Source organism: Nostoc sp. JL34, assembly GCF_017114945.1.
Classification (GTDB): Bacteria; Cyanobacteriota; Cyanobacteriia; order Cyanobacteriales; family Nostocaceae; genus Nostoc.
Genome location: NZ_JABXKQ010000169.1, coordinates 101,474 through 124,966, shown reverse-complemented (window position 1 = coordinate 124,966; position 23,493 = coordinate 101,474). Strand labels below are relative to the sequence as shown.

Annotated in this window: 16 protein-coding genes; 6 read left to right on the top strand and 10 right to left on the bottom strand. The window is 43.4% G+C overall.

The annotated features are described in order from the left end of the window. Nucleotides 1–74: 74 nt before the first annotated feature. The 3 genes from HWQ44_RS30920 to der form a co-directional block, all read right to left on the bottom strand. Nucleotides 75–1,598, bottom strand: coding sequence for an anthranilate synthase component I (locus HWQ44_RS30920; RefSeq protein WP_292725898.1), 1,524 nt, complete (start codon nucleotides 1,596–1,598; stop codon nucleotides 75–77). A 121-nt stretch (nucleotides 1,599–1,719) separates the two neighbouring features. Continuing rightward, the gene (locus HWQ44_RS30915) at nucleotides 1,720–2,640 is read right to left on the bottom strand and encodes an energy-coupling factor transporter transmembrane protein EcfT (protein ID WP_292725896.1); all 921 of its coding nucleotides are present in this window, start codon (nucleotides 2,638–2,640) and stop codon (nucleotides 1,720–1,722) included. A gap of 84 nt (nucleotides 2,641–2,724) precedes the next feature. Continuing rightward, entirely contained in the window at nucleotides 2,725–4,095 is a 1,371-nt protein-coding gene (gene der, locus HWQ44_RS30910) for a ribosome biogenesis GTPase Der (protein ID WP_292725893.1), read from the bottom strand. Between the two features lie 164 nt (nucleotides 4,096–4,259). On the opposite strand from der, the gene HWQ44_RS30905 reads away from it, so the two are divergent. The 3 genes from HWQ44_RS30905 (at nucleotide 4,260) to HWQ44_RS30895 (ending at nucleotide 13,975) form a co-directional block, all read left to right on the top strand. Beyond that, entirely contained in the window at nucleotides 4,260–5,129 is an 870-nt protein-coding gene (locus HWQ44_RS30905) for a metallophosphoesterase (RefSeq protein ID WP_292725891.1), read from the top strand. A 404-nt stretch (nucleotides 5,130–5,533) separates the two neighbouring features. Further along, nucleotides 5,534–9,001 carry a caspase family protein gene (locus HWQ44_RS30900; RefSeq protein WP_292725889.1) on the top strand — a complete coding sequence of 1,156 codons (3,468 nt, stop codon included), beginning with the start codon at nucleotides 5,534–5,536 and terminating at the stop codon, nucleotides 8,999–9,001. Nucleotides 9,002–9,265: 264 nt separating this feature from the next. Then, a complete protein-coding gene (locus tag HWQ44_RS30895) occupies nucleotides 9,266–13,975 on the top strand; it encodes a caspase family protein (protein WP_292725886.1) in 4,710 nt (1,569 codons plus the stop codon). A 180-nt stretch (nucleotides 13,976–14,155) separates the two neighbouring features. On the opposite strand, the gene HWQ44_RS30890 is transcribed toward HWQ44_RS30895, so the two are convergent. Next, nucleotides 14,156–15,352 carry a site-2 protease family protein gene (locus HWQ44_RS30890; RefSeq protein ID WP_292725884.1) on the bottom strand — a complete coding sequence of 399 codons (1,197 nt, stop codon included), beginning with the start codon at nucleotides 15,350–15,352 and terminating at the stop codon, nucleotides 14,156–14,158. Between the two features lie 298 nt (nucleotides 15,353–15,650). Further along, the gene (gene psaK, locus HWQ44_RS30885; protein WP_292725882.1) at nucleotides 15,651–15,905 is read right to left on the bottom strand and encodes a photosystem I reaction center subunit PsaK; all 255 of its coding nucleotides are present in this window, start codon (nucleotides 15,903–15,905) and stop codon (nucleotides 15,651–15,653) included. A 121-nt stretch (nucleotides 15,906–16,026) separates the two neighbouring features. Here psaK and HWQ44_RS30880 point away from each other — a divergent pair, with 121 nt between their 5' ends. Continuing rightward, nucleotides 16,027–16,671 (top strand): phosphoribosylanthranilate isomerase, encoded by a 645-nt coding sequence (locus tag HWQ44_RS30880; protein WP_292725880.1) that lies wholly within the window; start codon nucleotides 16,027–16,029, stop codon nucleotides 16,669–16,671. A 427-nt stretch (nucleotides 16,672–17,098) separates the two neighbouring features. On the opposite strand, the gene folE is transcribed toward HWQ44_RS30880, so the two are convergent. The 5 genes from folE to HWQ44_RS30855 all read right to left on the bottom strand — a co-directional run bounded on the left by folE (nucleotide 17,099) and on the right by HWQ44_RS30855 (nucleotide 21,946). Further along, nucleotides 17,099–17,806 carry a GTP cyclohydrolase I FolE gene (gene folE / locus HWQ44_RS30875; protein WP_292725878.1) on the bottom strand — a complete coding sequence of 236 codons (708 nt, stop codon included), beginning with the start codon at nucleotides 17,804–17,806 and terminating at the stop codon, nucleotides 17,099–17,101. Between the two features lie 77 nt (nucleotides 17,807–17,883). Continuing rightward, nucleotides 17,884–18,609, bottom strand: a complete 726-nt coding sequence (locus HWQ44_RS30870; RefSeq protein ID WP_292725876.1) for an SDR family oxidoreductase — start codon at nucleotides 18,607–18,609, stop codon at nucleotides 17,884–17,886. A gap of 359 nt (nucleotides 18,610–18,968) precedes the next feature. Continuing rightward, nucleotides 18,969–19,949 carry an acetyl-CoA carboxylase carboxyltransferase subunit alpha gene (locus tag HWQ44_RS30865; protein ID WP_094349744.1) on the bottom strand — a complete coding sequence of 327 codons (981 nt, stop codon included), beginning with the start codon at nucleotides 19,947–19,949 and terminating at the stop codon, nucleotides 18,969–18,971. Between the two features lie 112 nt (nucleotides 19,950–20,061). Beyond that, nucleotides 20,062–21,081, bottom strand: coding sequence for a long-chain acyl-[acyl-carrier-protein] reductase (locus HWQ44_RS30860; RefSeq protein WP_292725919.1), 1,020 nt, complete (start codon nucleotides 21,079–21,081; stop codon nucleotides 20,062–20,064). 166 nt (nucleotides 21,082–21,247) lie between these two features. After that, nucleotides 21,248–21,946 carry an aldehyde oxygenase (deformylating) gene (locus HWQ44_RS30855; RefSeq protein WP_292725872.1) on the bottom strand — a complete coding sequence of 233 codons (699 nt, stop codon included), beginning with the start codon at nucleotides 21,944–21,946 and terminating at the stop codon, nucleotides 21,248–21,250. Between the two features lie 180 nt (nucleotides 21,947–22,126). Here HWQ44_RS30855 and HWQ44_RS30850 point away from each other — a divergent pair, with 180 nt between their 5' ends. Next, on the top strand, nucleotides 22,127–22,954 hold the full coding sequence (locus tag HWQ44_RS30850) for a carbohydrate ABC transporter permease (RefSeq protein ID WP_292725871.1): 828 nt from the start codon (nucleotides 22,127–22,129) through the stop codon (nucleotides 22,952–22,954). Nucleotides 22,955–23,161: 207 nt separating this feature from the next. After that, nucleotides 23,162–23,470, top strand: a complete 309-nt coding sequence (locus HWQ44_RS30845) for a hypothetical protein (RefSeq protein WP_292725869.1) — start codon at nucleotides 23,162–23,164, stop codon at nucleotides 23,468–23,470. Nucleotides 23,471–23,493: the final 23 nt, after the last annotated feature.

The following is a 23,493-nucleotide window of genomic DNA, read 5'->3' as shown; positions in this document are numbered from 1 at the left end:
GGGGATTGGGGAAGGTGGGGCCCCCTCTAGGGATAAGGGGTAATGGGGATTGGATACAAGAAAGAAAACTATCTTCATTGATTATCTAGCATTTTCAGGGCTGCAAGTTGTGCCTGAGCTTTATGCAGAGATTCATACCATTCTCTCTCAGGATCGCTGTCTGCGACAATTCCCGCGCCAACTTGTCCCCAAACCATGTTACGTGCTGAGTGCTGCGGGATGAGTGTTGAGTCGGCAGATGAAGGAGATGAAAAAGATGAAGAAGAATTTACTTCCCCTGCTCCACCTGCTTGAGACGCAGGAGCTAGTAGGAGGGTGCGGATTAAGATATTTAAGTCTAAATTACCGCGCCAATCTAAATAGCCACAGGAACCGTAGAACAAGCTGCGTCGCACGGGTTCTAGTTCTTCTATAATTTCCATGCAACGGACTTTGGGACAACCTGTGATTGTGCCGCCTGGGAACGTGGCACGAATCAAATCAATGGTAGTGTATTCACCTTTTAAAGTACCTTTGATGTTGCTGACAAGATGCATCACATGGCTATATCGTTCAATTGTCAGCAATTCATCAACGGTAACCGTTCCCCATTCACAAACTCGCCCTAAATCATTGCGTTCCAAATCCACTAGCATGATGTGTTCTGCACGTTCTTTGGTGTTGCTGAGTAAATCTTGTGCCAGTTGCATATCTTGTTCTGGTGTGACACCACGCGATCGCGTCCCAGCGATCGGTCTGGTTTCGGCTTGTCGATTTTGCAATAGTACCAATCGTTCCGGTGAACAACTGATCACTTCCCCCCAAGGCGTTTGCCAATAACTAGCAAAAGGAGAAGGATTGATTTTTTGTAAGGCTTGGTAAATTTTCCAACCAGAAGCTGATGTAGACGCCTGAAATCGCAACGAAAGATTTGCCTGAAAGATGTCTCCAGCCTGAATATATTTTTTCGCCTGGTTTACTGCTGTTTCATAATCTGTCTGAGTTGTCAAAAAGAGAGGGGGAAGCGAGAGGGAAGACAAGGAAGATGGGGGAGAAAATTCTACTTCGTCCCCCTTTTCCCCTTGTCTCTTCTCCAATTTCTCCTCTAATTCATCGAGTCCACTTGCATCACTGGCGGCTAGCCAAAGAATTTGTTGGGTGTGATCCAAAACGGCAAAACAATCTGGTTCATACCAAAAAGCTACGGGAAATGGCAGGGGATCAATTTTCTGATTGGGTAATTGTTCAATTTCCCATGCCACATCATAACCTAGCCAACCTAACCAACCGCCGGTGAAGGGGAGATGGGGAGATGGGGAAGAAAATATTACCTCATCCTCCTCATCTCGCCCTATCCCTTGCTGTAACAACTTTTCTAGGAAAGGAAAAACCTCTTCTACTTCTGGTGTCCACATCTGGGGGATGCCATCGACTATGCGAGGAGCGCCTGTACAAATAGAATATCGGCTGAGTTGGGGATGGTCGATTGGCGTTGGGTAGGGACTTTCCAGTAGGGTAGCGATTCCCGGTGCGGCGGTGGGGCGAAACAGAGCAGCAAAAACTTCCGAACCTGTGCGCTTTTCTAAGGGTAGCGATCGCCAATGCCAAGCCTTGGTCATACTGTTTACAAGTGTTGTCAATAATTAATTGACAGTTTTTGGTAGTGAGTACAAATAACTACGGCTATGCTTTTTGCTTACTGTTAGTTAATTAATTTTTTACCATTTTATCGGCGTAATATTAAGTCTGAGTTCCTATTGCTAGCCGTATTCCCCAGAATAAGATTAAAGTTGCAATAGCAAGCCAGTCACGCCCTTTTAATCGTAAGTCGTGCCACTGCACTCGATGCTCATTAGGACTGGTAAAACCCCGCACCACCATTGCATTGGCCATTTGATCGGCTCGTAAGAGCAGATTTTCTAAAAGTCTCTCTGCGACTGTCATCCAAACCTTGAATGCTCCTTTTAATCCCAGCTTTTTCCAATTAATTGCCCTTGTCATCACGGAGCGAAATAAGTTTTGCACTTCTTCTAAAACCAGGGGAATAAAGCGCAAGGACAAGGTTAAAGTTAAAGCAATTTCTGTAACAGGCAACTTGAAGCGTCGCAAGGGTTGCATTAAGCTTTCTATGCCAGATGTGATTTCTTCTGGTGCGGTTGTTAGCAGATACAAATTGGTGCTGTAAATGACGGTAAAGATAAGTGTACTCAGGCGTACTGCCAAACTCAAGGAGTAGCGAGTCACTTTGACCGGGCCTTTGTGAAATAGCACGTAGCTGTATGCTTTTTTCTCAGCAGCTGGCTCTTGAGCAAGATTATTGGAGTTTCCTGGCTGGGTTAATATTTGTTCATTAGCTGGCAGACGTTGCTGATAATCTACACCAAGCCCATCAGGACTGATGGCTCCGATCGCTAAAACAAAAAACGATAGCATTAATAGCCAACCCATTTGCTGCTGCCATACTCGTCGGGGAATCCTGGCAATCAAGGTGGCGATAATTAATGCTACCACCAGCAGCACCCGCCAAAAGTTGTTAGCTAAAACATAGCTTGTTAAAAAGCTCATTAACCAGGCGAACTTGACTCGCGGATCGATTTTATGCAGCCAAGTTTGGGGTTGTTCTAAATAAAGTCCAAGTGGCAGCGATCGCAATAAATCCATTTTAGAGTTAGGAGTGAGGAATGAGAAGTTAGGAGTTTTGACTTTAACTCATAACTCTTGTACAGACGCGATTCATCGCGTCTCCTAACTTATTTTGACGCGAGTTGCTCTATTAACATTACCACTTTCGGCGTCACGGACTTTTTTGCTCCGCCACAGTAAAATAATTGGCGTGCCTTTAAATCCTAGCTGTTGCCGGAATTGCCGTTCAATATAGCGGCGGTAGTTGTCGTTGAAGCGTTTGGAGTCGTTGACAAATAGGGCGATCGTTGGTGGTTGGCTACTGACTTGTGTACCATAATAAATCTTGCCCTGACGCCCACCACGAGATGCTGGCGGTGAATGCCAACTGACGGCATCTGTTAAAACTTCGTTAATCACTGATGTGCTGACACGGCGTTTGTGTGATTCAGCCGCAGTTTTCACCAATTCTAAAATCTTTTCTACCCGTTGTCCTGACAAGGCACTCACAAAAATTGTTTCTGCCCATTCGGTAAAATGTAACCGTGATTGCAGAGTTTTTTCGTAGTCGTAGATTGTATAAGAGTCTTTTTCGACGGCATCCCACTTATTAACGACGATGATGCAAGCTCGACCTTCCTCAATAATCCGCCCAGCTAATTTTTGGTCTTGCTCGGTGACTCCATCTACAGCGTCTATTACTAATAAAACTACGTCAGCGCGGCGAATCGCTTTGAAAGCACGGTTAATACTAAAGAATTCTGTGCCGTATTCGATGTGTTTCTTTTTGCGAATGCCGGCAGTGTCAATCAAGCGGTAGGTTTGTCCTTCCCGTTCAATGACAGTATCGATAGCATCGCGGGTGGTGCCAGAAATGGGGCTGACAATTGCCCTTTCTTCCCCGACAAAAGAATTGAGTAAGCTCGATTTGCCGACATTCGGGCGTCCCACAATTGCTACTTTGATTTCATTCGTGTCTGGGATGTCTTCAATCGCAGGGATGTGATTAATTAACTCGTCGAGTAACTCTCCTGTGCCGCTCCCATGAATCGCGGAGATGGCGTAAGGTTCGCCCAATCCCAATTCCCAAAATTCGGCAGCTTGCATTAAGCCTTGTTCTGGGGATTCACATTTATTTACAGCCAGTAGCACAGGTACGGGTTGTTGGCGCATCCATTCGGCGATTTCTAAATCTGCCGATGTGGGGCCTGTTTGACCATCTACTACAAAAATAGCGCCACACGCTTCTGCAAGGGCTGTCATTGCCTGTTGGCGAATCAGTGGTAAAAATTCGGTATCATCATTAAAAACTAAACCACCAGTGTCTACCACTAAAAATTCGCGACCATTCCAGAAAGCTGGTAGATAAGTGCGATCGCGTGTCACTCCCGGTTCATCATGGACAATCGCCGTTTGTTCCCCGGCGAGTCGATTAACCAGGGTGGATTTGCCCACATTTGGGCGTCCGATAATTGCAACAATTGGCAGTGCCATAAAACCAGGGTAAGTGAGAGACGTAGTATATCATTTAATTACATTTTACTCACTTTAAACTGGAAGTTTTAATAATTTCCCAATTACTCTGATGCGATCGCCAGCTTTGGGCAAACTAGCAGCAAGACCAAGAATATAGTAGTCGCAGCAAAGGAGATTACACCTTGAAAAGTAGTGAATGGTTAATAAAACCCAGCACATCAAATTTTCAGACTTTAGGATTGTGCTTACTCTTGGTAATTATTTTTGGATTATCCTACACCAGGTTTATTGAACCAAATTGGATTGAGATCAATTCTTTACAACTGACCTTACCGCATCTTTCACCAGAATTTAATGGCTATCGCATTGTGCAAATCAGCGATCTTCATCGAGATAGTAATTGGATGAGCCAAAAACGGTTCCGCAATACTATCAACTTAGTTAATCAACAAAAACCAGATTTAGTGGTAATTACTGGGGATTTGGTAACTAAAAATTCACCGTCAGTAATCCCTACTCTCAAGTCGGACTTAGATAAATTTGCTTCTAAGGATAAAACTGTAGCAATATTGGGCAATCATGACCATATGAATGACTCAAAAGCGATTATCCAAGCAATAGAAACAAGCAGTACAGTTAACCTCAACAATGCTGTTTACACGCTACATCGGGGCAGTGCAATGCTGCATATCGCTGGGGTAGATGATGTCTGGCTGGGTAAGCCCCGCTTGGATTTGGTAATGCAGCAATTACCCAATGAAGGGGCAGCAATTTTATTGGCACATGAGCCAGATTTTGCTGACATTAGTGCTGCTACAAAGCGGTTTGACTTGCAGCTATCAGGGCATTGTCACGGTGGACAAGTTCGGCTACCTGTAATTACACAGTTTTTTCTTCCACCTTTTTGCCAAAAATATGACTCTGGTCGCTATCAAGTCGGAAATATGATTCAGTACACCAACCGAGGGCTAGGTATGACTTCAATAAATTTACGGTTTGCTGCCCGTCCTGAGATTACTGTGTTTACCTTGGTTGCTCCAAATCGTAGTTAAATTGCCAGCATTGTAGAGCATTAAAAGGCTTGAGAGGGAATCGAGCAATGTGCCGAGGGACAATTTTTATGATTAAGCGATCGCTATACTTCTAGTAAAACTGCTTTTTAGGCGATCTTCTTCGCGCCTTTGCAACGGAAATTTTGACGCCACTTGCTTGCTTCAATCGGCGCGAAACAAAAATGTAATACGAAACAGTACCCCGACGGGTACTTTTTAAACATAATTGTATATTTTATACTTGTGATTCAGGTTTTAGCGAATATCTAAAACCTTTGATAGACGCTTGCCTTCTGCGTTGAATATAGACTTTCAAAAAACACAAAAATGGGGGAAAAAACCAAAATCTCCATAATTTTATCTGAGCAATTTAGAAATCATAGCTTCAATAAATACAACTAACCATGACTCGTAACTTATACGCTTTACTTGTTGGTATTGACGATTATCCTGATTTAAATCATCGACTTCAAGGTTGTGTAAACGACATTACAGCAATAGAACAGTATCTTAATGAACGATTTGATAAAAAAGAATACGAATTACATTTACAAACACTTAAAAATGACCAAGCAACTCGTAAGGCAGTCATTGATGGTTTCCGGAAGCATCTTCGTCAAGCTGGACAAAATGATATAGTTTTGTTTTATTACAGTGGTCATGGTGCTCAGGAAGTGGCACCAAAAGAATTTTGGCACTTAGAACCAGACCATGTTGATGAAACCCTAGTATGTTATGACAGTCGTACTGAAGGCGGCTGGGATTTGGCAGATAAAGAATTAGCAAAACTCATTGCCGAAGTAGCAGAAAAAGATCCGCACATTACCATTATTATGGATTGCTGCCACTCTGGTTCCGGCACTAAAGACCCATTGCAAGAGATACGAATACGTCGCTTACCTATAGACAAGCGAGAACGCCCACTGAATAGTTTTATTTTTGCGCTCGCCGACTTAATGCAACTTTCAGATTCCCGTGACCCTGAAAAACACCCTACTGGCTGGAAAATACCCAAAGGTCGTCATGTACTTCTAGCTGCTTGTCGAGACTACGAAACAGCGAAGGAATACTACGGTAGTGACAAATACCGGGGCAGTTTCTCTTATTTTTTGATGGATATACTTTTTAAAGCCACTAGCAAATTGACTTATCGAGATTTAGTTGGGCAGACAAATGCCATCATCCGCAGTAAAATTACAGCCCAGTCTCCTCAGTTGGAAGTGAATAATCCTGAGGATGAAAACAAATTTTTCCTTGATGGAGCGATCGCAGAACGTCACCCCTACTTTATTGTTAAAAATGACCCAAACTATGGCTGGGTAATTGATGGTGGTGCTGTTCACGGAGTGCAACCACCCAAAGACGGCGAAACCACTTTACTAGCACTGTTTTCCTTTGACGCCAATATCGAAGACCTGCGTGACCCAGCAAAGTCTGTGGGTACAGCAAAAGTGACTAGGGTGCTACCAACGCAGAGTCAGGTAGATATCAAAGATGTGCCAAACCTCACTGCTGATGGTACTTGTTTTAAAGCAGTTGTTATCAGCCTACCGCTACCACCTTTAGGTGTTCACATTGAAGGAGATGAAGTCGGTGTAACTCTCGCACGCCAAGCACTAGCAACAGCTGGACTTGATGGTAAAGCTTCACCTTATGTGCACGAGGAGAATGAAGTTGGTAAAGCCGAGTTTCGCCTACTTTGTCGTCATCAACAGTATTTAATTGCCCGACCTACAGATGACCGACCTTTAGTAGCTCAAATTGATGGCTATAGTCCAGACAATGCAAAACAGGCAATTAAACGTTTAGAACATATTTCCCGTTGGACAACAATTGCGGAACTCTCAAATCCAGCAACTAAGATTAGAGCTAATGATGTAGAGATGAAACTCATCTTTGAAAATGAAGAATTATCTCAATTGCAGCAGATGCGTTTGCAGTACACGTATAGGGATGGTAGGTGGCAAAATCCTGAATTTAAACTGAAATTCACCAATAATAGTCAGATGCCACTTTACTTTGGCTTAGTCAACCTTTCAGATAGTTTCGCTATTAGCGTCCCATTTTTTGAAGCAGGTAGCATCAGGCTACAACCAGGAGAAGAAGCACTGGCTCTAGACGGTGAAAACTTAATGCTCGAAGTCCCAGACGAGTTGTGGTCACAGGGGATTACTGAGTACAAAGACATGATTAAATTGATTGTCAGTAACGAGGAATTTGATGCTAAATTGCTGACTCAGAATAAACTTGATGCTCCTCGTCCACCTGCCACAAGAGATTTAGAATCTGCAAATCAAACTAGCCTTGACCGTTTGATGAATCGAACTCAAAATCGTGAAATCAAAGTCAAAAGTGCAGCAAAGTATGACGATTGGTATGCACAGGAAATTACCATTACCACTGTACGTCCCTTAGACTCTACCTCCGTTTCTCAGACAGAACAAAAATTATTAGGAGCAGGGGTGAAATTACAGGTGCATCCTAGCTTGGTGGCAAATGCTCGCCTAACTACCACACCGCAAGTCAGCCGAGATTTAGGAAATCAAATTTTGCCTCCTATCCTGCGGGAAGATGCAGAAGTTACTCGGCCTTTCCAATTTACTACCAGTCGAGGTACTGACCCTGGATTAAGTGTATTGGAATTGAACGAGATTCAAGATTACACAGTTGTCACCCCAGATGCACCTTTGAAATTATTAGTAGATGCACCGTTAGCAGACAATGAATACCTTCTAGCTGTTGGCTATGATGGTGAATTTTTCTTACCTTTAGGCCGCGGTAAAACAACTCAAAATGGCAAAATAGAAATTGAGATAGAACGATTAACAGCCCCAGTTAATCAGGGAGAACGTAGCCTGCAAGGGTCTATTCGCATCTTTTTTGAAAAAGTAATCAGTCGCCATTTTGGACGGGAATTTAAGTATCCGATTTTAGCAGTGGCTGAGGTGGGAGATGAGAATAAAGTAACTTATAAACACGATGTGATTGATGTTCAGCAGCGAGTAGCAAAAGCAAAAAGAATTGCCCTCTATATACACGGTATTATTGGCGACACTGAAAGTTTAGTTAGTAGCATTAATCAAACAGTATTGCAACCAGATGGGCAAAAGCTTTCTATCAGCAAACTTTACGACGAAGTGCTTACCTTTGACTACGAAAACCTAAATACTTCAATTAAAGAGAATGCTGAAAATTTGAAACGGCGACTAACAGAAGTGGGTTTAGGAGCAAACCACGGTAAAGAACTGCACATTATTGCTCATTCAATGGGAGGTTTAGTTTCTCGTTGGTTTATTGAGCGAGAAGGAGGTAATAAAGTTGTCCAACATTTAATTATGTTAGGTACACCAAATGCCGGTTCTCCTTGGCCAGTTATTGAAGATTGGGTAAAACTCACTTTGGCCATTGGACTCAACGGACTTTCTACAGTTGGTTGGTCTGTAACAGTCCTGACAGGTTTGATGGGAATTCTTGAAAAAAATATTAGAGTGGCTCTAGCTGAGTTAAACCCAAACTCTGATTTTCTCAAATCTTTGGCAGCAAGTGAAGATCCTGACATTCCCTACTCAATTATCGCTGGCAATACGTCTATTATTCCGGCAGCATTGGAGCAACAGCTAGAGAAAAAATCTAGTGTTTTAGAACGGTTACAGCGAAGTTTATTTAACAAAGTTGTAAATTTACCTTTCTTTGGTATACCAAATGATATTGCAGTCACTGTAGATAGTATTGAGAATATTCCAAAAGGGCGATCGCTTGCACCCTTTGTTCAACAAGTAGCTTGCGACCACTTAAGTTACTTCAGTATCGAATTACCAGAAGTCGGGTTAGACGCTTTAATTACAGCGATCATCGCCCAACAAAAGAAGTAGACAGTTGAAAGGCAAAAATAAGCATTTACTTTTGTTATTTTTGCCTTGATAAGTTATATACCAATACAGTTAATTTAAGGATTGTTTGTGAAGATTTTATATGTGTTGAGACGTTGCATTACAACGTCTCAAAGCGAGGTTATTGATCGTACAAGTTATCTTAACTTAAAAGTATTGTGTTAAATGTATCAGACTTGATGCTGTGTCTGTGCGTGAGATTTTCATAAGTATTCAACTGGAATTGATATTAGATGAGGACTACTAATGTCTAAGCATAAGTTCAACCGGAATTTTGCGATTATTATCGGTATCAATGACTATGTAAATGGGATTAGAGAGTTAGAAACAGCAGTTCCTGATGCTGACAAACTTGCTCAAATTCTCCAAGAGCAACATCAGAATCTCAAACAGCAATATCAAGCACAAAATAAATATGAAGTCCAGTTGCTATTGAATCAACGTGTTACCCTTAGCAAACTCAAAGAACTGATTGAAGACTTCAAACAAGGACAAATACCTTTTGACAACGAAAAAGTGGCAATTACCGAGAGCGATCGCGTCCTCTTCTATTTTGCTGGACATGGTATTGCCTTAGAGGCTCTAGAAAATCAAGAGGGGCCAGTAGGTTATTTGATTCCGCAAGATGCCATATTAGGAGATAGTAGTACCTACTTGCCGATGCAAGAGTTACATGATGCTCTAAATGCACTCCCTTGTCGGCATATGTTAGCAATTTTAGATTGCTGTTTTGCAGGCGCTTTCCGATGGGCAAGTCTCAAGCGAGAGATTCTGCCCAAAGTCACAGTCTATAAAGAACGCTACGATCGCTTTATCAGCGATGCAGCTTGGCAAGTAATTACTTCCGCAGCTGATGATCAAAAAGCCTTGGATTCTTTGGGTGTGCGGGGGGAAGTAAAAGAAGGTAACGAGCTTCACTCTCCCTTTGCCAAAGCGCTTTTTGATGCCCTACGTGGAACTGACAAAAAAGCTGACTTGAATGATGATGGCATCGTTACAGCAACTGAGCTGTACTCATATTTGCGAGATCAAGTTGAAGTTGTCACAGAAAAGCACTACAAGCGGCAAACTCCAAGTCTGTGTCCACTCAGAAAACATGACAAAGGGGAATTCATCTTTCTGTTGCCTAATTTTGACCGAGATAAATTGGAGGATGCACCACCACTTAACTTAGAAAATAATCCTTATCGAGGATTGCAATCTTATGACGAAAAAGACAGTAACTTGTTTTTCGGTAGAGAAAACCTGATCAAACAGCTTTATCAGCAAGTCGTTTCCAATAAACAAATGTTGACAATGGTACTAGGCGTTTCTGGAACAGGTAAATCCAGCTTAATGAAAGCCGGGTTGTTGAAGCGTCTGCGTGATTCCCAGGAGCATAAGTTTCAGATTTTAGATCCCATACGTCCAGGGGAAAGTCCTTTGCAGGCTTTAGCACAGGTGTGTTTACCAATTGCAACTACAATTACTGTTGCAGAATTAGCAAAAAACGAGCAAGCTTTAGCAAACATCATTGAACGTTGGAACCAGACTAATCCTCAGATTAAACTATTGCTAGCAGTTGATCAGTTTGAAGAGTTGATCACTTTGTCTAAGAGTGACGAAGAACCAGAGCAGTTTCAGAAATTGATTAAGAATGCGATCGCTAAATATCCCGACAAAATCCATGTAGTTATCACCTTGCGACTCGACTTTGAGGGTCAGTTTCAAAACTCTATACTCAAAGACTTTTGGAATGATGATACCCGATTTGTCGTTCCACCAATGACCCAGGATGAATTTCGGGAAGCAATTGAGAAACCAGCGTCCGAAAAAGTGGTATATTTCGACCCTCCCAGCTTGGTGGATGAACTGATCAACGAAGTCGTACAAATGCCAGGTGCTTTACCCTTACTTTCTTTTACCCTCAGCGAATTGTACCTGAAATATTTAGAGGAACGAAGGGACAACCGCGCCTTAAAAAAGGAAGATTACGAAGAGTTGGGAAGAGTAGTTGGTTCTCTAACCAAACGTGCTAACCAAGAATACGATCGACTAGTTGCAAAAGACCCCGCTTATGAAAACACAGTGCGGCGGGTAATGCTGCGAATGATTTCATTGCAGGGTGGCCAATTAGCAAGGCGACAGGTTCCCAAGTCTGAACTAATTTACTCTGACAAGAAAGAAAGCGATCGCGTGCAAACAGTCATCAAACGTTTTTCTGAAGCCCGCTTAATCATTGAAGGTTCTAATTCTCAAGGCGAATCCTATGTAGAGCCAGCCCATGATGCTTTAGTGGAGGGATGGGATAAATTACTCAAGTGGAAAAAAGAAGAAGATATAATTTTACAACGGCGGCTAACAGCAGCTGCCGAAGAGTGGGAAAGTGTCGCCAGCAAGGAACAGCCATCAGGTTTGCATGCCAAAGCTGAAACTGTAATTGATTGGTTAGATCGTAGATTATACGTTGTCGAAAACTTATTTAGCAAAATCCCGACTCGGCTTGTTCAAGGATTACAGCAAAGACAGCATCAACAAGAGGGTTTGAGAGAGAAACCTATACAGTTTCTTTGGAATAGTAATCCTTATCTTGATGTATTGAATTGGGAACTCCAGTCTCATGACAATTGGTTTAATCAGTTAGAAACAGAATTTGTCCAACAAAGTGTTTTACAGAAACGCCGGAACATTAGTTGGCGATGGCGGATTGCGATCGTAATCATTCTTAGTTTAAGCGGGTTAACTCTTTGGGCGCTGATTAGTCAAAGAAGTGCAAAGATTGGTGAAACCAGTGCTTCTAGAGAAACGGCAGAAGCAAAGCTACAGCAGCAAGGGTTAGATGCGTTAGTTTATAGCTTACGAGCAGGAAGGTCACTGCAACACCCACTGTTGCAATTGTTTAGTCCAGGTGAACAGCTACAAAATCAAGTGACAGGAACGCTGCAAGAAGCAGTTTATTCAGTCCGAGAACGCATTCGCATGGAAGGGGCTAAAGGCACAGTTAGAAGCTTTCTTAGTCCAGATAATCAGCTTCTGGCTAGTGCTGGAGATGACGACACTATCCGCCTGTGGGATTTAAAAGGTCATCTTGTAAAAAAATGGTCAGCAGAGCAAGGCTTGGTCAATAATCTTACTTTTAGTCCAGATGGCCAACTAATAGCTACTGCCGGCCGCGATGATACCGTCCGCCTGTGGAACTTACAAGGTCATCTTGTAAAAGAATGGTCAGCAGATCAAAGCTTTGTCAAAAGTATCAGTTTTAGCTCCAATGGTCAGCTTTTAGCTACCGGAGGAGCAAACGATACTGTCCGCTTGTGGGACTTACAAGGCAATCCCATTGGGCAACCTTTTACAAGGAAACTTGTGCCTCAACAACAAGAAGAAAAGCTGGTTTGGGGCGTAGCATTCAGTCCAAACGATCAAATCATCGCTAGTGCTGGTGATGACGGTTTTATTAGCTTGTGGAACTTGCAAGGCCAGCTGTTGAGAGAATGGGAAGGGAATCAAAAAGATATCAGCAGCATCAAATTTAGCCCAGATAATCAGCTACTAGCGACAGCAGGAGAAGATAAGACTATCCGCCTCTGGAATTTGCAAGGTCAGCCATTGGCAGAGCCATTTAGAGGGCATCAAGGTAGAATCTGGGATGTGGCATTCAGCCATGATGGTCAGCAACTAGCTAGCGCTGCTGGAGATGGGACTGTCCGTGTGTGGAACTTACAAGGTAATGAGTTAGATAAATTTCAAGGGCATCAAGGGCCAGTCAGAAGCGTCAGTATCAGCAAAGATGGCCCGCTAATAGTTAGTGCTGGCGATGATGGTACTGTCCGTGTGTGGAACTTAAACGACCAGCAGGCACAATTCACAAAGCATCAATACACAGTCCGCAGCGTCAGTTTTAATCCGGATGGTCAGCGAATAGCCAGTGCTGGAGATGATGGTACTGTCCGCTTGTGGAACTTGCAAGGTCAACAGTTAGCACAGCCATTTCAAGATCATCTAGGCAAAGTCCTCAGCGTCAGTTTTAGTTTGGATGGTCAACGCATAGCTAGCGCCGGAGATGATGGTACTGTCCGCTTGTGGAACTTGCAAGGTCAACAGTTAGCACAGCCATTTCAAGATCATCTAGGCAAAGTCCTCAGCGTCAGTTTTAGTTTGGATGGTCAACGCATAGCTAGCGCCGGAGATGATGGTACTGTCCGCTTGTGGAACTTGCAAGGTCAACAGTTAGCACAGCCATTTCGAGGTCATCTAGGCACAGTTAACAGCGTTAGTTTTAGTCCGGATGGTCAACGCATAGCCAGTGCGGGAGATGATGGTACTGTCCGCTTGTGGAACTTACAAGGTCAACAGTTAGCACAGCCATTTCAAGGTCATCAAGGCAAAGTTAACAGCGTCAGTTTTAGTCCGGATGGTCAGCGCATAGCCAGTGCAGGAGATGATGCAACTGTGCGCTTGTGGAACTTGCAAGGTCGACAGTTGGGAGAGCCATTTCAAGGTCATCTAGGCCCTGTTTATGCTATAGCGTTTAGTCCCAATGGTAAGCAAATAGCTAGCGCCGGAGAGGATGGTACTATCCGCTTATGGGACTTGCAAGGTCAGCCATTGGCACAGCCATTTCAGATATCTGGCATCAAACTAAAAACGGTGGCGTTTACCCCCAATGGCAAGATGATTGTCGGTAGCGGGGACAAAGGTACAGTGCAGTTGTGGGATTTACAAGGTCAAAAGTTTGCAGCCTGGATAGGGCATCGAGGTTCTCAAATCGAGAGCGTTAGTTTTAGCCGCGATGGGAAGTTACTAGCTACCGCAGGTGATGATGGTATCGCTGAACTGTGGCACATTCAATCATTCGATGAGCTGATACAAGGCGCTTGCGATCGCCTTGGTGACTATTTGCAGAATAACCCTAATGTGGACAGCGATCGCCATCTCTGTGACAATGTACCATCAACTCCGGCAAATCCAGACAAGTAAGTTGAGGTAAAAGCGATGACTACAACGGGCTATTCGGCGTCGCTAAATTTTGTAAATAAATAAAAAAGGTAGGATTGCCTACCTTTTACCCAAAAAAAGCATTTTGTAACCAAATACCAAATTAAATATCACACATGCTTTTGACGGATCTATTGCAAACCTATGACGAGTGTGTGACGTTTAATTTTTAGTTGATTTCGCGATTACTCCCAGTTGCAACCCAGGTGGATAGCTACCTTCTTCCTTGATGCGCTTAATTTCAGCATCGGTTATCTGCAAATTTAACTTTTGTGCTAGCGATCGCACAATATCTCCCCGGTCAATTACGCCAGCTACAGCACCAGCCGGAGAAAGCACAGTAATTCGAGGTAACTGCTCATTTTCCAGTTTGTTAATTACTTCAGCGATCGATGTTGATTCTGCAACAGTAGGTATTTCTGTCAGGGGATGCACTATGCTATGTAAGGTTTCGGTTTCCCATTCACCCCTTTGGGTTAAACGAAAATCGTCAATGGAAACTAGACCCCGGTAACGTCCATCAGAAGCAGCAAAATAAACCTGTGAGGGAACGGTTTCCAAGAGGTATAAATCGGCAAAGGAGCGCAATGTCTGGTCAGCATCAATAACGCGAAAGTCACGGGTCATCGCATCGGCCGCCACCACCTTGAGTAGGCTTTCTTGCAATGTAGTCATATTGTCATAGTTGCTAGCGTTGCGGACAGCAAACCAACCTAACAGCGCAATCCACAAACCAGCTACTAACTCTCTAGTCACGAAATCGACAACAAATCCTAAAGCGATCGCACTATAACCCAATATTTGCCCCGCCTTTGCAGCCCAGTGTACAGCTTGAAAACGATTACCCGTGATTTGCCATAGTGCTGCTTTTAACACTTGCCCACCATCTAGAGGTAAGCCAGGAATCAGGTTAAATAGAGCCACTACTAAGTTAATTCTCGCCAAATCTCCGACCATGACACTGAGGGGATTAGTATCAGGTATCACAATAGCTGCCAGACGGAGCAGGAAAAATAGGATGATACTCACCAAAGGGCCAGCGATCGCTACTTGAAACGCTTTGAAAGGAGTTTTAGATTCTTCTTCAATCGCAGCAATCCCACCAAACATAAATAGGGTAATTGAATTAACTCTAATGCCTTGCGATCGGGCTACCAAGCTATGACCCAACTCATGTAGCAACACCGAAGCAAAGAGCAGCAGTGCCATAACTATTCCAGCACTCCAAGCTATAACATTCCCCCATTCCTGATAAGCTACCCCAAAATTTAGGGTTGCCAACCCTAAAATCACAAACCATAACGGGTCTAAAAACAGGGGAATTCCAAATAATGACCCAATTCTCCAATTTGTTTGCATTACATTGTCCTAAAACTAGATATTGTCAGTAGTTTTTATCCCGCAATATTACGTATAATCTTATACACATTTATATTGAGCATCAATTCGGTAGTGCCGAGTGACAAAATGCTCTTATTTCTAGAATAGACAATTAACGCCTGTGAGCAAAACTCTGGAGTGAAGCATTGGGCATTGGGCATTGGGTAATTGGGCATGGGGCATAAGTTATTTCTTCCCTACTCCCCCGGCCCAAAATCGTTTTTAGGAGTTTTGTATTGATCTCGGCGTTATAAGTAGCGCCTCTGGCATCACAAAACTACAGACGACCGATGTTAGTCAGTCCTAAAACGATGCCAACGCCAATAATATGACCAAAAGCCATCGCAGCAACGAATGTTGGAATACTAATTGGCAGGATAGGGAATTTAGGGCCAACTAGAGGTTTTTCAATCTTAGTACTTAGCAAAACAACTACTAAGCTGCTGACGCTGATGATAATTCCCACTGTGGGATTCCACACCGGTGTTGGGGGAACAGATGCAGCTACTGCTAATAAAATAGAGGAAATCAAGCTTTTGTCTCCTGAATCGAAAAGTAAATGTAAGCCTACAAGATTATAAAGTTACAAGGCCCAAAAGTTTTTTAGATAGTTTAGACTTTTTTGATAATTAGTTTAATTTTGTTAAATATTCATGCGCGTTAAGATTTGCGGCATTACTCAACCACAGCAGTCTATAGCGATCGCCTCTCTGGGCGCAACGGCACTAGGATTTATTTGTGTGCCAACCTCGCCTCGTTACGTGACTGCATCCCAAATTCGGGCAGCAGTGGCAGAACTCCCAGACAATATTGACACAATTGGGGTTTTTGCCAACGCTACTATCCCTGAAATCTACCAGACAGTTGTTGATTCTGGGTTGACTGGTGTGCAGTTACACGGAGATGAATCAACAGATTTTTGCGACCAAATACGTCAAGCTTTACCCAATGTCGAAATTATTAAAGCACTGAGAATTCGTAATCTTGAGCATCTTGACACAGCGGTTGATTACACCAAATATGTGGACACTTTGCTACTTGACGCCTACCATCCGCAACAATTGGGTGGTACAGGCAAAACTTTAGATTGGACGATGCTAGAACAATTTAGCCCCACTTGCCCTTGGTTTTTAGCAGGAGGACTAACAGCCGATAATATTGTGGAAGCCCTAAATCAGGTTAATCCTAGCGGCATTGATTTATCTAGTGGTGTGGAACGGACACCAGGAGATAAGGATTTAGATAAGGTAGAACTCCTATTTAACAGCCTAAAGAACATTGGGTTACTTAGAAGTTAGGAGTGATGAGGGAACTCCAAGAAATAAATTATCCAATATTGTGGGGTGGGCATCCTGCCATTGGTGTCAACTTAAGGTTAAAACCCATTTGTCAACGATAGGTTTTGTTAGGAACGAAGTATAAAGGTGAACTTTTTTCTGACTTTTATACGCAAGCTGGGAGTGATGCTAATAAACAAAGCATTAATAGTCCATGAAAAAGTTCGTTTTTTGTCCCTTTCAAACCGAATTTTTAAGCCTAAATGCTTATTGACATAGGAAGTTTGAGCTTAACTTGACACCAATGGCATCCTGCCTGCCCAGTTGATATGGCTCTTGTGTCGCCCACCCCACAAGAGTTAATTGGATATTTTTCTATTTGTCAGTCCCTGAGTTGTAAATTAACTACCAACTCCCAACTCCCAACTCCCAACTCCCAACTCAGCACTCAAAAGAACGCTGGTTGGTGGCGAATTAAGTTAAAAAATTCTTCGCGGGTTTTGTGCTCCTCTTGGAACACACCAACCATTGCGCTAGTAACAGTCCAAGAACCTGGTTTCTGGACGCCCCGCATCACCATGCACATGTGGCTAGCTTCCATCACAACCGCTACGCCTTGAGGTTCCAAAATAGTCTGGATTGCTTCGGCAATTTGGCGAGTTAGTCTCTCTTGTACTTGTAAGCGCCGGGAATACATCTCAACAATCCGAGCCAGCTTACTCAGTCCAACAACTTTTTGGTTGGGAATATAAGCAACGTGCGCTCTACCCATAAATGGCAGCATGTGGTGTTCGCACAGACTAAAGAAATTAATATCTCTAACTAGTACCATCTCGCTATGCCCTTCATCAAAGATGGCATCGTTAACGAGTTCTTCAAGGGATTGGTTGTAACCACTGGTAAGAAACCGCATTGCCTCGGCTACTCGTTTGGGTGTTTTCAGGAGACCTTCGCGTTCAGGGTCTTCACCAACGCCCAATATTAGTGTCCGCACGGCGTCCTTCATTTCGTCCAGCTGTTCCTCTGTTGGCGGGAACACATCCGCTTGTCGCCCGTTGTGGGTATTGCGATCGGGTCTAGGAGTTATGGCTTCTGCCAAGTCGGGAATCAAAGGTGATTGAGAGCAATTAGAACCGTTGGAACTAGCAATAGTCATGATTTAGTCTTGGTTATGGTTTAGTCATTAGTCATTAGTCATTGGTCATTTGCAAAAGACAAAGGACGCAGGACTAATTAGAGTGCGCCAGCGCTGGGCATCAAGGTCAATTCATCAATAACTGCCTGTTGTGGTAAAAGAACAGTGTAAAGAATTGACTGAGCCACAATTTCCGGGGTTAACATTTTAGAACGGTCTAAGTTGACATGGACTGTTTCTGTATCCCAAAGTTCGGTATTGACTGCGCCGGGACAGATAGCTGTGACACGAATGCCGTGGGTGCGTTCTTCTTGTGCCAGGGTTTGAGAGAGGGCAATCAAACCGGCTTTACTAACGCTGTATGCTCCCCAACCAGGAAAGGGTTGCTTGGCGGCAATTGAGGCGACGTTGATAATTGTGCCTGTGCCTCGATCGCGCATTGAAGGTAAAATTCCCACAATGCACTGAAAGACACTGGTGAGATTCAAGTCAATTACCTGCTGCCAGTCCTCTAGGGGAGTTTCGCTCAAAGTGGCTGTATAGGCAAGGCCCGCATTGTTTACCAGAATGTCTATATCACCAAAGTCAAGGGCGATCGATTGGATCTTGTCTTTGACTTCCAAGATCCGCGCTAAATCTACAGCGTAAGCTTTCGCTTCCACCCCAATATGCTCTACGGCTTCTCTTACCGCCTCCAACTTATCCAAAGAACGGCTGACTAAGGCGACATCTATTCCCGCTTTCGCAAAGGCTAAAGCCGTTGCTTTCCCAATTCCACTACTTGCCCCAGTAATTAGGGCACGTCGTTTTTGCTCAACACTCATGGTGTCTCCCAATTTTTTGGCACTTCCCAAAGCCTATTACCATCCAATTATTCACACTTCTCGGTTTGGATATATTAAAGGAATCTAAAAATCTGATGATTTTTATTAAGCAAATGCTATGATGCGGTACAATAGCCGCCATGACATATTGTGGGTTTTACCGATGAAGACAACAAATAGTTGCCTGGAAAACCACGCCGTACACTCAAATTAGATTACTTAATAATACAAAAACAACTCAATCAGATTGAGTAGGTTTGCCAAACATGCAAATGCCTATGGCTAGATTGTTAAAAATCTTTAAGCACATAGGCAATTATAGCATTGCTGCTTGGCTAATCAATAATTATGCAGTGCTGTTAGTGGGCAACTTCTGTAAAAACACCAATTTTGCGGAATTTTTCGTATCGAAGTTGGCGGCGTTCTGGAGCGGTTAAACGATTGAGTTCGTCTAAATTTTCCATCAGTACTTGCTTGAGAGTGGTAGCGGCTTTTAATGGGTCGGAATGAGCGCCACCAGTGGGTTCAGGCAGTATTTGGTCGATAATTCCTAACTTTTTCAGGTCGTGGGAAATAATTTTCAGAGCAACGGCAGCTTGGGGAGCTTTACCAGCATCTTTCCACAAAATGGCGGCACAGGCTTCGGGAGTAGCGACGGTATAAACGGAGTGTTCAAACATGAGTAGGCGATCGCCTACGCCAATACCAAGGGCGCCACCGGAACCACCTTCACCGATAACTGTGCAGATAATTGGCACATCCAAGCAGAACATTTCCCGCAAGTTGTAAGCGATCGCTTCTCCTTGACCTTGGTGTTCTGCTTCTACTCCAGACCAAGCTCCTGGGGTGTCGATAAAAGTTAGTATCGGCATACTAAACTTGTTGGCGTGTTCCATCAACCGCATCGCCTTGCGGTAGCCGCCAGGATAAGGCATTCCAAAGTTACGGGCAATATTGTCTTTAGTATCGCGTCCTTTTTGATGACCCAACATCACCACCGGTTGCCCACTCAGACGACCCACACCACCAACTAAAGCCGGATCGTCACCACCACAGCGATCGCCATGCAATTCCATCCATTCATCACTAATTGCTTGAATGTAATCGAGAGTACTGGGGCGACGCGGATGACGAGCGACTTGCAATCGCTGGGACGGGGATAGACTAGTGAAAATTTCCTCACGTAGTTGCATGGCACGTGCTTCTAGTTGACGAATTTGACCAGAAACATCGACGCCATTTTCTTCTGCAAGTTGCCGAATTTGATCGATTCGGGTTGCGAGTTCTGCTAGGGGCTTTTCAAAATCTAACAGTAGCGGTTTACGCTCGGTAGTTGCCATCGTAGGGGTTACAAGTACGAGTTATAAGTTATCTATCTTTTGTCAATTGTCCTTTGTCCTTTGCAAATAACAAATGACTAATGACCAATGACCAATGACCAATGACCAATGACTAAACCAGCAGCGGTCTAAATCCATGTTTCACTGATACCTTACCAATCTGCTCCATTTTGTCTACGGTAATCTGATTTCGTCCCCACGAAAAGTTCGTGTATAACTTCTCAAATTCCAGCAGCATTGATTCAGCAAAACAAGCAAACAACTGGCGGGCTGGCACGTCCATATTGACGATTTTCATAATTTTCCAGTCAATATCCAGGGAATGCTCGACAATCCCACCGTTTAACACATATACACCAGGATGCTGAACTTTTGTTGCTAAGTTTTTAGGATAGCCACCATCAATCAACAAACAGGGTTGTTTCAAAGTGGTCGGGTCAATTTCCACGCCTCTGGGCATACTCGCAACCCAAACTACAACGTCAGCTTCAGGCAGTGCTTCTGTCAAACCCATGATTTTTCCTCGCCCCAGTTCGCCTTGCAGTTCTTTGAGGCGTTCTTGATCGCGGGCGATCAACAAAAGTTCTTTGACATCTGTTTTCGCATCTAGCCAGCGGGTAACTGCACTACCAATATCTCCAGTTGCCCCACATATAGCAACAGTCGCTTTTGACAGATCGATTCCTAGTTGTTTTGAGGCTTCTTCCACTTGCTTACAAATAATGTAGGCAGTATGTGTGTTTCCTGTGGTGAAGCGTTCAAACTCTAGTTTAATGTTACGAACTTGGCTAAACTGGTCTAACTTAAAGTTTTCAAAAATAATCGACGAAAATCCGCCTAAAGCTGTAATGTTAATGCCATGCTTTTGTGCATGAGCCATAGCGTTGAGGACTTTGCGCGTTGCTGCTTTGATCCGCCTACTAGCCAGCATCTCCGGCAAAAAGCAAGATTCTACATAGCGTCCTTCAATTTTTTGCCCAGTTACACTGGTGACAATAATGGTATCGACAATTTGCGGTGGGGCGCTGCACCAAAAATCTAGCCCTTGATCGGCATATTCTGGGTATCCCAATTCTTTAGCTACCGATTGAGCGTGTTCTAAACTAGTCAGATGTCCAATTAGACCAAACATGTAGTGATTATTAGGCTTATGCTGTCTTGAGGCGTGGAATATGTTTAAGTGGTTCAACAGTCCTGAGTCCTAAGTCCTGAGTTCTGAAGTTCTGATAAATTTGAACTATTCAGCACTCAGCACTCTTGTACAGACGCGATTAATCGCGTCTCTACTCAGCACTCTTTTAAGCGGCGATGAGTCCGTAGGCTGACAAGCGCATGATGTCACGAGTTGTGAAACCTATGTTACTTAATGCTTCACCGTACTGAATCATAAAGTCTTCTACTAAAGCATCTTTTTCCATTGCCATTGTGTGGGCATCACCCTCTACTTTGTTGAGCATTCTCCAGACTATGGGTAGGTTCTGGCGATTTGCAAGTTCAAGTTCAGCTTTTGAATCTGCAAAGTGTTCTTTCAACCAAACTTCTCCAAAGTTGAGGTGGCTATATTCTTCTTTTACTACTCCCTCCGTTATTTTACGGGCAAAAGCGTCGGCGACGGGGATGTAAATGTTATATGCTGCGATCGCAAAACATTCGATAATCAAAGACTGAATCAACAGACAAGTGACGACCTTCCCTTCTGCCGCTGCTGTTTGGAAATTCTGGTGTAGTCCAGAGAAAAACTCCTTAGCAAATTGCAAATCTGGGGTGACTTGCAAATTGCGCCCACAAGCTTCAAATCCCTTCTTATGGCGGCTTTCCATCTTGGAGAGGCGAATCAATTCATCATGAGATTCCGGCAGCAGTTCGGCTAATGTGATGTAATTTTCATGGGCTTCTTGTTCCCCTTCAATTACGATCGCATTAATCCGGCTATAAGCATCTTTGTATGTTTCGCTCTTGAAATCTAATTCTTTAAATTCGTCTGTAAGCTGCGGCATGGTTATGTTTACTCCTGTAAACCTGAATTATTTGACACCAGGATTGAATTTACCCTATGAACTGAGAGTAACAATCACTGTGGTTTAATTTAACTTAACAAGTAGACTATCTTTATAGATTAATTGTTGCTGGGGGCAATGCTCTAGTACTAGCGAAATAAATGCTTTGCAGCTCAAGTTATGTCTAAACCAAACCCGAATCTGAAATCTGGTGATTTTTTGAGCCTAGTAGTATTACTGCTAGGGGCATTTATCGTTTTATTACCGCTGTTTGTGGTCTTTCTCACCTCCTTCGCATCAACTGCCGCCAGCCCAGAAAATTTGTCCAAAAATAACTGGTCTTTAGCAAATTACCGCGTTGCGTGGCAACAGGGAAAATTTTTGCTGGCGTTTGCTAATTCTACCTTGGTAGCGATCGCTGTGACGGCGTTTCAGATTGTCACTTCCGCTTTGGCTGGTTACGCCTTAGCACGGTTGAAGTTTCGGGGACGCCAAGCACTGCTATTGGTAGTTTTAGCAACTTTGGTGATTCCCTTTCAGTTATTGGTGATTCCCATCTTTTTGGTGTTGAAGTGGGGACACGTGATAAATACATACTGGGCGCTAATTTTACCCACTGCGGTCAACGGATTTGGGATTTTCTTGTTACGTCAGTATTTCCAGACAATTCCCGTGGAGTTAGAGGAAGCCGCAGCTATAGATGGGGCTAACCGACTGCAAATTTTGTGGCGGGTGATGTTACCTTTAGCCCGTCCCGCTTTGGTGACATTGTTTTTGTTCACCTTCATCGGCGAATGGAATGATTTGTTTAAGCCTTTAGTATTTACGACACGCCCAGAATTAAGGACGGTGCAGCTGGCGTTGGCAGAGTTTCAAGAGCAATTTACGAATAATTGGCCCTTGATGATGGCGGCAGTTACTATAGCAACAGTTCCAGTGATGATCCTATTTATCATCGGTCAGCGTCAGTTTATTCAGGGTATTGCTGCGACAGGGATTAAGAATTAGCGAGAAAGCTGTCCGAATTTTAGATTTTGCTGAAGCAGAGGGTAGTTTTCCTCCTGCCTTTTTCAATTTAATTTCCTTATAAATCATCAATACCTAACCTAAAGGAAATCCAGGACGAAAATATTAAGTTTTGTAACAGTATGCGTAATTATTCCTAGCCAAGCGGAATCAACAATCATACACGTCCTGTAGGAAATGGAAACAGTTATGAACTCTGAAACATTACAGCAGTTAAAAGAAGAGATTGAACAGAAACTACTTGAAAGCGTTCATAACGCTGACTTATACGCAGTGCTTCAGAAGTACGGTGTATTAGATGATAGAGCTTTGACTATTCAGTGGGAGTGTAATCTTGACCCAAATAAAATCAAATCTGGTAATGCAGTTAATGAACAGCAACCTAATGCATTATTGCCAGCAACCTCAGGAGAAACAGAACAGGCAATTGTGCTAATGCAAAAAGCATGGTGTATTCCTTGCCCTTCAACTGGCGACTATTTCGGCTGTAACTGCTAAATAATTTAGTCTTTGCACTATAA